Origin of the sequence: Rhodococcus sp. OK519 (assembly GCF_003051005.1) — a bacterium.
Lineage (GTDB): Bacteria > Actinomycetota > Actinomycetes > Mycobacteriales > Mycobacteriaceae > Prescottella.
Window position 1 is genome coordinate 237203 of sequence record NZ_QAOW01000007.1, and the last position, 13590, is coordinate 250792.

The window sequence follows — 13590 nt, forward strand, 5'->3', positions numbered from 1 at the left end:
CGATGCGGGTCAGCGAGAATCCCGGGCCCGCAACGTGAGTCCGGCGACGAGGCACAGGACGGCCGCGGAGCTCAGCACGAGCGGGCTCAGCGACCAGCCACCCGCCTGGGTGGCGACGAACGCGACGGTGGGCGGTCCCACGATCGACCCGACGTTCGACATCTGCACCACCAGACCGTTGACCGGTCCGATGTCGCCAGGCGCCGCCGCGGCCGCCGGCACCGCCGCGAACACGGCGGCGGGCAGGTGACCGCCGAGCAGCGCGAAAGCCACTGCCGCAGTGTACGAGAGGCCGAACGGCGCCCAGTTCGCATAGATCAGGATCGCGGCCACACCCATCGAGACGGCGGCGAACGCGATCAGTGTCCCCGGGCGCACGCCGCGGTGCAGCAGCAGTCCGGCGTTGATGTTGCCGACGATGTTGCCCAGCACGACGAGCGCGGTCAGCACGGCCGCCGAGCCGTCCGCCCAGCCGCCGGCGGAGTACATCGTGGGCAGGAATCCGATCACCGCGAGGTACTGCAACGAGTAGGTGCCGAATGCGAGCGCGATGAGCAGCGCTGCGGAATTGCGCCACACGCGTGTGGGTTTCGCACCCGAACCGACCACAGCCGTGGGCCCGGCAGTCGGACCCGGCACCACGGCGAGCACCAGCACGGCACACACCACCAGCGCGGCCGCGTTGACGCCCCACAGGCCGCGCCATCCGATCGCCGAGATGAGCCACGGTCCGGCGACGATCGCGACGAATTGACCGAGCGGCATGTAGATGCCCCACAGTCCGAGAGCGAGCCGTCGATGACGCGCGGCGGCCGCGGACGCGATGAGTGCGGGCGCCGACACCGCGACACCCATGAAACCGAGTCCTTCGAGGACCCGGGAGAACAGCAGGACCGGGATCCCGGGGCCGAGCGCACCGAGCCCGGCGCCGGCCGCGAGGACCAGCAGCGCCGACGTCAACATGCGGCGCCTGCCCCACCGGTCGACGTATCCGCCTGCGACGCTACCCAACAGGGCGCCCACGAATGTGTACGACGACAGCAGCACTCCGGCCGCCGTCAGGCTCATGCCGAGGTCGTCACGGACCGTCGGCAGCGCGACGATGACCTTGCCGACCTGGCTGGCGGCCAGGACTCCGGCGAGCAGCGCGACCGTCACCACGCCCCACGAAGACGAATCCAGCGCCGCCGGCTGCTGCCGGACGGCGCTGGATTCGGAGACTTGCTCAGGCACCGACGGCGGTGTCCGCGTTTTCGTCGGCCGGCACGGTGAGCGTCGGGTCGGTGGCGGCCGCGATGGCCTCCTCGAACTCGCGCTGTCCCACCTGAGATCCGAGCACGAGCGCGAGACGGGCCAGGAAGCCCTCCCGGTCGTTCTCGGCCACCTGGTCGAGGGCGTCGGACAGGCCCATCCACACGTTCTCGCGGCGCAGTTCGGCCGGGTCGATCGCGGGACCACTGTCCACCGCGGCCGACGCACCGGCCGGGGCGTTACCCAAGCGCAGGTGGCGCACGACGTCCTCGATCCGTCCGACGCTGTCGATGCGGCACAGCAGCACACCGTCGGGGCGAATCACGAACACCTCGCCGGCACGCGCGCCGAGCGCCGCGACGACACCACCGTCGGCGTCGGGCACGACGGCGACGGACGTGGCGGAGGTGTCGCTGCCGATCAGGATCGCGCGCACCGACTCCGGCGCCAGAGCACCGGCGAGAGTGGCGGTCGCGGTGGCCAGCGCGGCGGCGTCGACGTTCACGCCGAGCACCGCGAAGCCGCTGCCGCGCAGCATGTTGAGCGAAGTCTCGGTGCCGTCGACCGTCACGACGCGACGGTCGTCGACCGGGTCGCCCGACGCGATGCCCTCGACGTCGGCCGGCGTCGGCCACGTGAGCGGGGAGATCCGCGCGTTGGTGGCACTCGACTGGCGCGGGTTGATGAGGTGGCTGAACTCGGGGCGAGTCACCGACAGCGCAAGGATCGCGTCGCGGGTGGTCATGTAGCCGTGGCTGCCGGGCGACATGATGAGCGTGCTCTTGCCGGCGTTGGCGACGTTCTGCTGCCACGCGTCGTGACGCTCCACCGAGTATGCCTGCAGCAGTTCGGCACTCGCATTGCCGTGGATGACGGCGGCGAGCTGCCACGCGAGGGTCTCGGCGTCTTCCATGCCCGAGTTGAGCCCGCGGACACCGAAGATCGGCACCAGGTGCGCGGCGTCACCGGCGAACAGCAGGCGGCCGTGCGTGAAGTCGGGCAGCGCCAGCGCGCGGGCGCTGTAGAAGCCGTGCCACTCGAGCGTCCAGGGCAGGTCGTTCTGCAGCCACTCCAGGTGCTTGGTGATGCGATCCCGGATGCGGTCTTCCTGGGTCTCGATCTCCGCGTCCTCGGACGGATCGAGCTGGTAGTCGATGCGCCAGATGTTCTTGGGCTGCTTGTGCATGATGATCGTCGAGCCCGGGTTGCTCGGCGGATCGAACCAGACCATGCGCTCGGCCGGCAGTTCCGACTCCCAGTGGATGTCGGCGATGACGTAGCGGCCGTCGTAGTTGTTGCCCTGCAGGCGCAGTCCGGCGAGCTCACGCATGCGGCTGCGGCCACCATCGGCGGCCACGACCCAGCGGGCGCGCAGGTGGCGCTTGCCGTCGGCGCAGTCGACCTCGAGGGTGACCTCGTCGTCGGCGCGCAGCACGCCGGCGATGCTCGCGGACCAGTGCAGCGTGATGAGCGGGTTCGCCTCGATCGTGTCGACCATGATCTGCTCGAACTCCGACTGGGAGACGTTGATCATGGGCGGGCGGACATCGTGGTCGGCGTTGCGCATCTGGAAGTGCAGCACCTGCTGGTCGCGGTAGAAGCTGCGGCCACCCACCCACGGGAGGACGATCTTCTCGAGCTCGGCGCCGAAGCCGAGGCGCGCGGCAGCCTCGAGGCTGTGGCGGGAGATGCAGATCGCGCGGCTGCCGAACGACACCTGGTCGGCGGCCTCGATGATCGTGACGGGGATGCCGCGCTGCGCGAGACCGAGGGCGACGGCCATGCCGACCGGGCCGGCACCGACGATGACCACGGGCAGCGTCTCGGCGGTGGCGGCCATCGAATCGAAGGCCGAGGCCGGGTACTTCTTGGGCTGGTAGTAGGTCGACATGCTCAGACCGCTTCCTGCTCGATCGGACGGGAGGTCTTGGTACCGGGAACCTTCAGCACGAGGATGCTGGCGAGGCTGATCAGCGCGATCAGCACGAAGTACCCGGTGATCGCGAGCGACGTCTCGAAGCTCGCGTACAGCGCGGTGGCGATGATCGGGGCGAGGCCGCCGCCGAGGATGGCGCCGATCTGGTAGCCGAGCGAGGCGCCCGAGTAGCGGATCGCCGGCGGGAAGAGTTCCGCGAACAGCGCGGACTGCGGGCCCGCGCAGCAGCCGAGAGTGAAGCCGAGGCCGATCATCGCGACGACCATGACGGGCAGCACAGCGGTGTCCATGAGCGGGAAGAACACGGCGGCGGCGATCACCAGGGCGATCGAGCTGCGGACGTAGACCGGACGACGGCCGAGGGTGTCCGACTTCCAGGCACTGAACGCCATACCGGCCATCCAGAACGGGCACGAGCCGATCAGCAGGAACAGCATCGTGGTCTTGCTGAAGCCCAGTTCCTTCTCGCCGTACTTGAGGACGTAGACCATGTACGCGTACGCGATGCCGTTGGTGGCGATGAACGTGCCACCGGCCAGCAGGACCGTCTTCCAGTGCTTGGTGAGGACCTCGACGATCGGCAGCTTCTCGGGCTTCTCGTCGTCCTTGGCCTCTTTGAACTCGTTGCTTTCCTCGAGGCCCAGTCGGATCCACATCGCGACCAGGACGAGGACGGCGCTGAGCAGGAACGGGATGCGCCAGCCCCACGCCTTGAACGTCTCGTCGCTCATGAACGCGGTCAGCGGCAGGTACACGAGATTGGCGACGAGGACACCTGCGGGCACGCCGATCTGGGGCGCCGCGCCGTAGAGGCCCTTGCGGCCCTCCGGGGCGTTCTCGGTGGCGACGAGCACAGCGCCGCCCCACTCACCGCCCACGCCGAGACCCTGGATGAAACGCAGCGTCACCAGCAGGATCGGCGCGAAGACGCCGATCGCCTCGTAGTTGGGGAGCACGCCGATGCCGACCGTCGCGAAGCCCATGAGCAGCAGCGAGATGACGAGCATCGACTTGCGGCCGACACGGTCACCGAAGTGGCCCATGACGACGCCGCCGATGGGGCGCGCGATGAAACCGACGGCCAGCGTTGCGAACGACGCCAACGTGCCGGCCAGATCCGAGGAGTTCGGAAAGAACTGGTGACCGAGTACGAGCGCGGCAGCCGTGCCGTAGATGAAGAAGTCGTACCACTCGATCGCGGTGCCGACAAAGCTGCCGAGCGCGGCCTTGCGGGCCTTGCGGTGCAGCTCCTGCGGCGGAGCCGCAGCCATGGTTGCCGTCATGGTTCGGTGTGCCTTTCAACTCTGGAGGCGCGCAGGGAAGACCCCCACCTGCACGCATGCCGACGGAGCGGCCTGCAGGACATCTTGACCTGGATCACATCTAGTGAAAAGCGCAAGAATGCGGGGTAAATGCTCAGGAATTCCGAGGTTTGGAGATCACTCGGCGTCCGGTTCCGGGTAGACGGGCTTCCACATCGAATCCTGCACGTCGCGGACCGAGATGTCTCCTGTGATTGTGGCGACACCGTCGGCGGCGGCAGCCGCGGCGACGGCCGAGGCGACGAGCGCCGAGGACGCACGCAGGTCGTCGACCGGAGGCAGCAACGACGCCCCGAGAGTGGTCGGGTCGACCTGTCCGGCGACCGCCTCCGCCGCCGCGCGCAGCATTCCGTCGGTGACCCGGGAGGCTCCCGCGAGCACCACACCCAGGCCCAGGCCGGGATAGAGGAGTGCGTTGTTCGCCTGCCCGATCCGAAATTCGGTGCCGCCATACAGGACCGGATCCACCGGGATTCCGGCGGCGACGAGGGCCCGGCCTCGCGACCACGCGATGACGTCCGAGGGCTGCGCCTCGATCCGCTCGGTCGGATTGGACAGCGGCAGTACGACGGGTCTGTCGGTGGCGTCACACATCGCTTCGACCACGTCCCGGGTGAAGGCGCCGTGGTCGGTGGACGTACCGATGAGAATCGTCGGCCGCGCCCGGCGCACTACGGTGAGCAGATCGATCCGGCCGTCGCGACGTTCCCAGTCGGAGACCTCGGCCGAACGCCGCGCGTACACCTGCTGGTAGTCCGGCAGTCCGCTCATGTCGTCGATGACGAGACCGTCGACGTCCACGAGCCACACCCGGTCCGACGCCTCCTGCGCGGACAGCCCGTCCCGCATCATCGCGGCGTGGATCTGATCGGCCATCCCGGTGCCCGCGGTCCCGGCGCCGTAGACGAGCAGCCGTTGCTCGGCGAACGACTGCCCGGTGACCTTCAGTGCCGAGATGACGGCGGCCAGCACGATCGCCCCTGTCCCCTGCAGGTCGTCGTTGAAGATTCGGTACGTGGCCGCGTTCGCGACGAGGATGCGTCGGGCGTTGCCGGGTCCGAAGTCCTCGAAGTGCAGCAGCGCGCGGGGAAAGAGGTCGGACGCCGTCGCGAGGTACTCGGCGACGAAGTCGTCGTACCGCCTGCCGGTGACGCGGGCGTGCCGATTCCCGAGATAGGCCGGGTCGTCGAGGAGTCGCTCGTTGTCGGTTCCGACGTCGAGGTTGACGGCGACGACGCGCGCCGGGTCGATCCCGGCGGCCGCCGTGTACACCGCGAGTTTCCCGATCGAGATGTCGGTGCCGTTGACGCCCCAGTCACCGATGCCGAGGATCTGCTGGGCGTCCGAGCAGACGATCAGGTCGACGTCGCCGGGGCCGAGGCCGAGGGTCTCGAACGAGGCCCGCACATCCTGAGGCCTGTCGATCGAGAGGTACACCGCCCGGGAACGGCGATAGTCCTGGCTCCATTTCTCGATGGCCTCCCCCACCGTCGGGTCGTAGACCACGGGCAGCAGTTCGGTGAGGTGATCGACCAGGACGCGGTAGTAGAGAACCTCGTTCCGGTCGTGCAGTTGGTCGAGATAGATGTACTTCTCGAGAGCGGTCTCGTAGCGCCCCAGCTGGCCGTACGCGCGGGCGACCTGTTGGTCGAGCGTCTCGACCGCCGCGGGGAGTCGTCCGGTGAGGCCCAGCCGGGCCCGTTCCTCCAGAGTGAAGGCTGTCCCGCGGTTGCGGAGGGGATCGGTCAGAGCAGCGGGTCGTGCGGTCATCGCGCCTCCTCGTCGTCCCGCCCCGGTCTCCCGAGCGGTCGCGCTGGCCGTTCGATTGTCCCGCGGATCCCTACGCGCCGGGGCCGAACGGGACGGGTTCGCCGTCGACGGCGTACTCGACGAAGGCGCGGGCCGTCCTACTCAGAAGTGCGTCCTGCGACCACGCGAGGAGAATGTCGACTTCGGGCACGGGCGGCTCCACCTCCGGCCGCACGACCACGCCGAGCCCTTCGTACGTGACGTCGAGTTGCGGCCGCTGGATCAGCAGGGTCCAGCCGAACCCGCGACCGACGAGGGCCCGCGCCGTCTCGAAGTTCTTGGGGCGAAACCGCACCTGCGGTGTGAATCCGGCGCGGCTGCACATCTGCAGTGCGTGGAACGAGCTGGGCGGGGCGTCGAGCAGCACCATCGGCTCGTCGGCGAGTTCGGCGAGTTCGACGACCGGGGCGTCGGCCAGACGGTGGTCGGCGGGGAGCAGGATCGCGGGTTGCCGGGTGTCCATGCGGGCGCGGCGCAGTTCGGGCGAGAGGTCGAGGTCGTAGACGATCGCGAGGTCCAACTCACCGGAGATCAGTCGCTGCTCGAGCCGGTCCTGAGTGTCCTCGACGAAGTCGACCGTGATCCGCGGATGCAGCTGGTTGAACTCGTAGAGCAGTCGCGGCAGCAGCGTCGGACCGAGCGACGAGTAGCAGCCGATCGCCAACGGTCCGGTGAGCACGCCTTCGGCTCCGGACGCTTCGGACGCGAGATCGCCGGCCTGCTCGAGCAGCGCTCGGGCGCGGAGCAACACCCGCTCGCCTGTCGGGGTCAACTGGACGCCGTGTGCACGGCGGCGTACGCACAACTGCGACTTGAGTCCGCGTTCGAGTTCGGTGATCGCGAGCGATACCGCGGACTGGGACACGTGCAGCCGGTCCGCCGCGGCACGGATGGTGCCGGTCTCGGCGACCGCGACGAACACGAACAACTGACGCATCGTGTACGCCGGGGGTCTTGCCGAGCTGACCATTGGTTACCTCCCAGGCACCGGTTACCTCCCAGGCACCGATTCTCGCACCCCGCCGGACGGGCCGGACCGGCGGGAACGCGGGCACCCAGGCCCGGTCGGTCCCGGTCCGGCTCGGCTTCCACTAGTTCACTCGGTGCCCACGTGCGGTCGAACCACAGTACGAACGACCCGTCGTCCTCGGGCACGACGGTGCCGCTCGGACTCATCGGACTCGGGTAGGGGTTGTCGGTCCGCAGCAGCGACCGTGTCTGGGTGTCGTAGTCCGAAGCGATGCCCATGTCGGCGACGTACCGGAACCAGAAGTCGTCCACGACGTGCATATCCGCACCTCCCCGATTCGCCGGAATTTTGCGCCGACCGTGGACGCCGATCGGACCCCGACCGCCTCACCCGCACGGGGTGATCCCTTTCGCCGATGCCCGCCGAGGGGAATACTCGCCAGTAGCTTGTCGATAGGTTCTCTGATCGCGCTCTTCGAGGAGGCGGGTCATGGTTGCACCGACCGAGGTGACGGAGGAACAGGCGCGGGCGGTCGCCGAGGAGGCCCGCGAGAGCGGGTGGGACAAACCGTCCTTCGCCAAGGAGTTGTTCCTCGGCCGGTTCCGACTCGATCTCGTCCATCCGTTCCCGGTGCCGACGCCCGACGACGCCGCCCGCACCGAGCGGTTTCTCGTGAAACTTCGCGACTACTGCGACGGCCTGGACGGGTCGGTGATCGAGCGGGACTCGCTGATCCCCGACGACTACGTCCGTGGGTTCGCCGAACTGGGCTGCTTCGGGCTCAAGATCCCGGAGGAGTACGGCGGCCTTGGCCTGTCGCAAGTGGCCTACAACCGGGCACTGATGCTCGTGGGTTCGGTGCACGCGAGCCTGGGGGCACTGCTGTCGGCACACCAGTCGATCGGCGTCCCGGAACCGCTGAAACTGGCAGGAACCGACGAGCAGAAGCGAAAGTTCCTGCCGCGCTGCGCGAAAGGCGCGATCTCGGCGTTCCTGCTCACCGAACCCGACGTCGGCTCGGATCCCGCCCGGATGGCGTCGACTGCCACTCCCGTCGAGGACGGGCGCGCCTACCTGCTCGACGGCGTCAAGCTGTGGACCACCAACGGCGTGGTGGCGGAACTACTGGTGGTGATGGCGCGGGTGCCGCGGACTGAGGGGAATCGCGGGGGTGTCAGCGCCTTCGTGGTGGAGGCCGATTCCCCCGGCGTCACCGTCGAACGCCGCAACTCGTTCATGGGCCTGCGTGGAATCGAGAATGGTGTCACCCGCATGCACCGAGTGCGGGTACCGGCCGAGAATCTGATCGGACGCGAGGGCGACGGCCTCAAGATCGCGCTCACCACGCTCAACGCGGGCAGGCTCGCGATCCCGGCACTGTGCACCGCATCCGGGAAGTGGTCGCTCAAGATCGCCCGCGAGTGGTCTGCCGAGCGAGTGCAGTGGGGCCGCCCTGTAGGCGAACACGGCGCGGTCGCGTCCAAGATCTCGTTCATCGCGGCCACCACGTTCGCGCTCGAGGCGACGCTGACGCTGTCGGGCCAGATGGCCGACGAGGGCCGCAACGACATCCGCATCGAGGCGGCGCTGGCCAAGCTGTGGGCCAGTGAGATGGCGTGCACGATCGCCGACGAACTCGTCCAGATCCGCGGCGGCCGCGGCTACGAGACCGCCGAGTCTCTGGCGGCGCGGGGCGAGCGCGCCGTGCCGGCCGAGCAGATGCTGCGCGACCTGCGGATCAACCGGATCTTCGAGGGCTCCAGCGAGATCATGCGACTGCTCATCGCGCGCGAGGCGGTGGACGCGCACCTGAGTGCGGCCGGTGACCTCGCAGATCCCGACGCCGACCTGCAGCACAAGGCCAGAGCGGCACTCGGGGCCAGCGGCTTCTACGCCAAGTGGCTGCCGCATCTCATCTCGGGAAAGGGCCAGCTGCCCACGTCGTACGGTGAATTCGGTTCGTTGGCGACGCATCTGCGCTTCGTCGAGCGCAACGCCCGCAAGCTCGCGCGGTCCACGTTCTACGGGATGGCGCGCTGGCAGGCCGGGATGGAGAAGCACCAGTCGTTCCTGGGTCGCGTCGTCGACATCGGGGCCGAACTGTTCGCGATGTCCGCTGCCTGCGTGCGCGCCGAGATGGACCGCACCGAGGATTCCGTCCGCGGTGCGTCCGCCGTGGATCTCGCCGACGCGTTCTGTCAGCAGTCGCGACTGCGGATCGACCGCCTGTTCGCGGCGCTGTGGGAGAACACCGACGACACCGACCACCGGGTCGCACGCAGCGTCCTCGGCGGCGAGTTCACCTGGCTCGAAGCCGGTGTGCTCGACCAGACCGAGGGCACCGGGCCGTGGATCGCTTCCTGGGCGCCGGGGCCGTCGACGGAGGCGAACCTGGCGCGCCGATTCCCGACCGCGACCGTCGAGGGAGCCGCCTCAACGTCGTGATGACGGCGGCTCCTCCCCCGTCAGTGCGCCGCGGCGTTCTTCCGCTTCGGAATCAGATGCGCGACCAGGACCACGATCGCGCCGATGACGAGTCCGACAACTGCGGATGCCACGGTGCCCGCGGTCCAGGACAGGACGCCGCCGAAGCCGCCGTGCACGAGTTCACCGAACCAGTGCTCGAGATCGTGGAGGCGGTCTGCCGGCCAATGGAATCCGGCCTCCCCGACGTTGACGAGCAGGATGTGGCCGCCGACCCACAGCATCGCGGCGATCCCGACGACGGTGAGCACCGACATCACCTTCGGCATCGCGGCCACGAGGCCACGACCGACGCGCTGGCTGACGGTCGAGTTGCGCTGGGCGAGTGCGAGGCCCACGTCGTCCATCTTCACGATCAGCGCGACGACGCCGTACACCAGGATGGTGATGAGGATCGCGACGACGATGAGGACCATCAGTCGGGTGAAGAACGGTTCGTCCTCGACCGACGACAGGGAGATCACCATGATCTCGGCGGACAGAATCAGGTCGGTGCGGATGGCGCTGCCGACCATCGCCTTCTCGCGCTCGGGTCCGTCCTGCGGCGCCGTCGTGTCCTCGTCCTCGTGATGACCACCGGTGAGCGCCTCGTAGACCTTCTCGGCGCCCTCGTAGCAGAGGAACAGACCACCGGCGATCAGCAGATAGGGCAGTGCTTGCGGCAGGAACTGGCTGAGGATCATCGCGACCGGCAGGATGATCAGCAGCTTGTTGCGGATCGATCCGATCGCGATCTTGCGGATGATCGGCAGCTCCCGCTTCGGCGAGAAGCCGTGCACGTAGCGGGGCGTGACGGCGGTGTCGTCCACGACCACCCCGGCCGCCTTGATGCTGGCCTTGCCGGCAGCAGCCCCGACGTCGTCGATGGATGCCGCCGCCGCTTTCGCGATCGCTGCGACGTCGTCGAAGAGGGCGACTAGACCACCAGCCAAGGGAACCTCCCGGGTTCGGATGCGCTGAGCCGATCGCGGCTCGAACGAAACGGTACCCGGCCCAGGTGATCGGCCCGGCGAAGGTGGCCCCGCCCTCCCGACACCCTCGTGTCGGTGCCGTCGCGCACACTGGTCGCTGTGAGAACAGTGCTGGTCCCCGACGGCGACGGTGCCACGCTGATCCGGACCGACGAGTCCGGCGATCCGGTGGAAGCGCCGCGGCGCACGGCCGACGTCGCGGCGACGGTCCGGGAGATCGAGGCGACCGAGCATCCCCGCTGGGTGTGGGAGGACACCGCCCGGGTGTACCCACTGCTGCTGGCGGCCGGTGTGCGCGTGCAGCGCAGCCACGATCTGGCACTCACCGGGGCTTTGCTGGACGCGCGGGCCGGACGGTTCGTTCCGGTCGCCGAGGCGCCTGTCGACGACCGACTGGGGCTGTTCGACGCGATCCCGTGGACGGCACCCGACGTGGTGCTCGGGCGGCACCGACGGCAGGCCGAGGCTGTCGAGGGCGATCCGCAGTTGCGACTGCTGGTGGCCGCCGAATCCGCGGGTGGGCTCGCGGCGGCCGAGATGGGTTTCGACGGCCTGCCGTTCTCGGCGGCCGCGCATCGGGCACTGCTCGAGAACGCGCTCGGAACGCGCGTGCCGGACGACATGCTGCCGGACCGTCTGCGCGCGGTCGCCGAGGAGGTGAGCGCCGCGTTCGGACGACAGGTCAATCCGGCGTCGCACCTCGAGGTGGTCGCCGCCTTCGCCCGCGACGGAATAGAACTGCAGTCGACCCGGGCGTACCTGCTGCGGGAGATCGATCATCCGGCCGTCGAACCGCTGCTGCGCTACCGCGACCTGGCCAAGCTGCACAGCACCAACGGCTGGACATGGCTGGACGCGTGGGTCCGGGGCGACCGCTTCCGGCCGGTGTACGTGCCCGGCGGCGTGGTGTCCGGACGCTGGGCCAGCCGCGGCGGCGGCGCACTACAGATTCCGAAGGCGTTGCGCACCAGCGTGATCGCCGAACCCGGCCACACCCTCGTGATCGCCGACGCCGGACAGCTCGAGCCGCGGATCCTGGCCGCGATGTCGGCCGACCCGCGCATGATGGCCGCCGCAGGCGCCGACGACCTGTACTCCCCCGTCGCAGCGGAGGCTTTCAACGGGGACCGCGCGAAGGCGAAGGTCGCCATCCTCGGCGTCCTGTACGGGGCGACCGCCGGGGACGCCCGCGCACTCCTGGCCATGCTGCGCAAGCGTTTTCCGACGGCCGTGCAGTTCGTCGAGGACGCCGCCCGCGCCGGCGAGCGCGGCGAGGTGGTCCATTCCCGGCTCGGGCGCGCCTGTCCCCCGCCGGATTCCGAGTGGTGGTCGAACGGGGACGCGCACGCGCGCGGCCGCTTCACCCGCAACTTCGTCGTGCAGGCCACGGCGTCGGAGTGGGCGCTGTGTCTGCTCGCGGATCTGCGCCGACGCCTCGCCGCCGCACCTGGCGACGGCGAACTCGTGTTCTTCCAGCACGACGAGGTGATGGTGCACAGCCGCCACCCCGACGCCGCGGCCGCGCACGTCCTCGCCGCAGCCGAAGCGGCCACGCGACTCCTGTTCGGCGATACGCCCGTACGGTTTCCCATGGACGTGGAGATTCGGGATTGTTACGCCGCACCGGCGCCTTCGAACGCTGGATAACGATTCGGTGGCGGCGCATTGCCCCAGGTCACGCTCGACCGTTACCGTTGAGATGCAGGTTGGGCAGACAGCCGGCGCCAGGGGAGCACGTGCCGCCGATGAGCTGCCGCTCGCGTCCCCTCCGTGTAGGTACTCAGTGAGGGCACCCATGACCCAAACGTTCTCTGTCCCGTCATCGCACATGTCGCCGTCTCGGCCGGAAGGTCGGCAGCTGACGACGTCCTCCGGACCCGACACCCGAGTGCCCGACGGCCGCGACACTGTCGCGCGCGAATGGTGCTGCGCCCTGCGGATCGCGCTCCTCTCGGCCGCGGCCGTCACTGCGGTGACACTGCTGTTCGGCGGCTCGCCCCTTCTCGCCGCGACCGCCGCCGCGCTCATTCTGCTCAGTGTCGTGGCCGCTGCAGTTCTCATCTGACCGGCGGACGCGGGCTACGACCGATCGATCTTGTCGAGGAGTTGCTGAGCGACGTCGCGCAGTTTGGTGTTGCTCTGCTGGGACGTCGTGACGATCCGGTCGAAGGCCGCCTCGGGCCCCACCCCGTGCAGCGCCATCACCACCCCGATCGCATGGTCGATCGACGCCCGCGATTGCAGTGCAGCCTGCAACTGGCGGACGGACCGCCGCGCCCCGTCGTAACGCTGCGTCTGACGCAGCGCAGTCATCGCCGCGGTCGTGAACGCCTCGATCAGCGACTCGTCCAGCGTGCGGAAGCCGTCGTCGGCAGCGCTGTACAGATTGAACGATCCGCTCACGTGGTCGTCGAGGGTCAGCGGCGATGCGATGATGCTGCCGATCTCGTGGCCGTCCGCCGCCTCGGCCAGTTCGGGCCATCGGCGGCGAAGTTCCTCCCGGCTGACGTTCTGGACCTCCTGTTCACGAGCGGACAGGAGGCACGGCCCGTCACCGAGATCATATTGCGTACTGTCGATTTCGCGTACCCGACTATCTGTCGCCGCGACGGTCTCCGCCTTGCCGTCGCGCAGCAGCGTGACCCCGCCCATGTCGGCGTCCGGCACGATCCGGATCGCGCACTCGACGAGGCACTGGAGCACGCGCTCCAACTCACCGAGGTCGTCGAGCAGGCTCGACAACTGTTGGAAGGACGTCGTGAGTTCGTCGACACTGTCCTTCAGATCGGACTCTTCGTCCGGAATCTCTCGTTCGTCACTCACCGGTGCCCCCGGATTCGCCGTCTC

General features: G+C 69.0%; 10 protein-coding genes. 3 read left to right on the forward strand and 7 right to left on the reverse strand.

What is annotated here, in order from left to right:
* Window positions 1–9: 9 nt before the first annotated feature.
* The 5 genes from C8K36_RS18570 to C8K36_RS18590 all read right to left on the reverse strand — a co-directional run bounded on the left by C8K36_RS18570 (window position 10) and on the right by C8K36_RS18590 (window position 7288).
* Window positions 10–1233: a CynX/NimT family MFS transporter gene (locus C8K36_RS18570; RefSeq protein WP_107985990.1), complete on the reverse strand. Its 1224-nt coding sequence runs from the start codon at window positions 1231–1233 to the stop codon at window positions 10–12.
* Window positions 1226–3142, reverse strand: a complete 1917-nt coding sequence (locus C8K36_RS18575; RefSeq protein WP_107985991.1) for an FAD-dependent monooxygenase — start codon at window positions 3140–3142, stop codon at window positions 1226–1228. Before C8K36_RS18575 ends, C8K36_RS18570 begins: the two co-directional genes overlap by 8 nt.
* Before the next feature lie 2 nt (window positions 3143–3144).
* Window positions 3145–4470 carry an MFS transporter gene (locus tag C8K36_RS18580; protein ID WP_107985992.1) on the reverse strand — a complete coding sequence of 442 codons (1326 nt, stop codon included), beginning with the start codon at window positions 4468–4470 and terminating at the stop codon, window positions 3145–3147.
* Window positions 4471–4626: 156 nt separating this feature from the next.
* On the reverse strand, window positions 4627–6279 hold the full coding sequence (locus C8K36_RS18585) for an NAD-dependent malic enzyme (protein WP_107985993.1): 1653 nt from the start codon (window positions 6277–6279) through the stop codon (window positions 4627–4629).
* A gap of 70 nt (window positions 6280–6349) precedes the next feature.
* Window positions 6350–7288, reverse strand: a complete 939-nt coding sequence (locus tag C8K36_RS18590; protein ID WP_107985994.1) for a LysR substrate-binding domain-containing protein — start codon at window positions 7286–7288, stop codon at window positions 6350–6352.
* A 489-nt stretch (window positions 7289–7777) separates the two neighbouring features.
* Here C8K36_RS18590 and C8K36_RS18595 point away from each other — a divergent pair, with 489 nt between their 5' ends.
* On the forward strand, window positions 7778–9733 hold the full coding sequence (locus C8K36_RS18595; protein ID WP_107985995.1) for an acyl-CoA dehydrogenase family protein: 1956 nt from the start codon (window positions 7778–7780) through the stop codon (window positions 9731–9733).
* Window positions 9734–9753: 20 nt separating this feature from the next.
* Here C8K36_RS18595 and C8K36_RS18600 read toward each other — a convergent pair whose 3' ends face one another.
* Window positions 9754–10704, reverse strand: a complete 951-nt coding sequence (locus C8K36_RS18600) for a DUF808 domain-containing protein (protein ID WP_107985996.1) — start codon at window positions 10702–10704, stop codon at window positions 9754–9756.
* Window positions 10705–10842: 138 nt separating this feature from the next.
* On the opposite strand from C8K36_RS18600, the gene C8K36_RS18605 reads away from it, so the two are divergent.
* Both C8K36_RS18605 and C8K36_RS24595 read left to right on the forward strand, forming a co-directional pair.
* A complete protein-coding gene (locus C8K36_RS18605; protein WP_181319630.1) occupies window positions 10843–12390 on the forward strand; it encodes a bifunctional 3'-5' exonuclease/DNA polymerase in 1548 nt (515 codons plus the stop codon).
* Between the two features lie 181 nt (window positions 12391–12571).
* Window positions 12572–12808 carry a hypothetical protein gene (locus tag C8K36_RS24595; protein WP_146176506.1) on the forward strand — a complete coding sequence of 79 codons (237 nt, stop codon included), beginning with the start codon at window positions 12572–12574 and terminating at the stop codon, window positions 12806–12808.
* 14 nt (window positions 12809–12822) lie between these two features.
* Here the strand turns inward: C8K36_RS24595 and C8K36_RS18610 are convergent, their stop codons facing one another.
* Window positions 12823–13566, reverse strand: coding sequence for a GAF and ANTAR domain-containing protein (locus C8K36_RS18610; protein WP_258195485.1), 744 nt, complete (start codon window positions 13564–13566; stop codon window positions 12823–12825).
* Window positions 13567–13590: the final 24 nt, after the last annotated feature.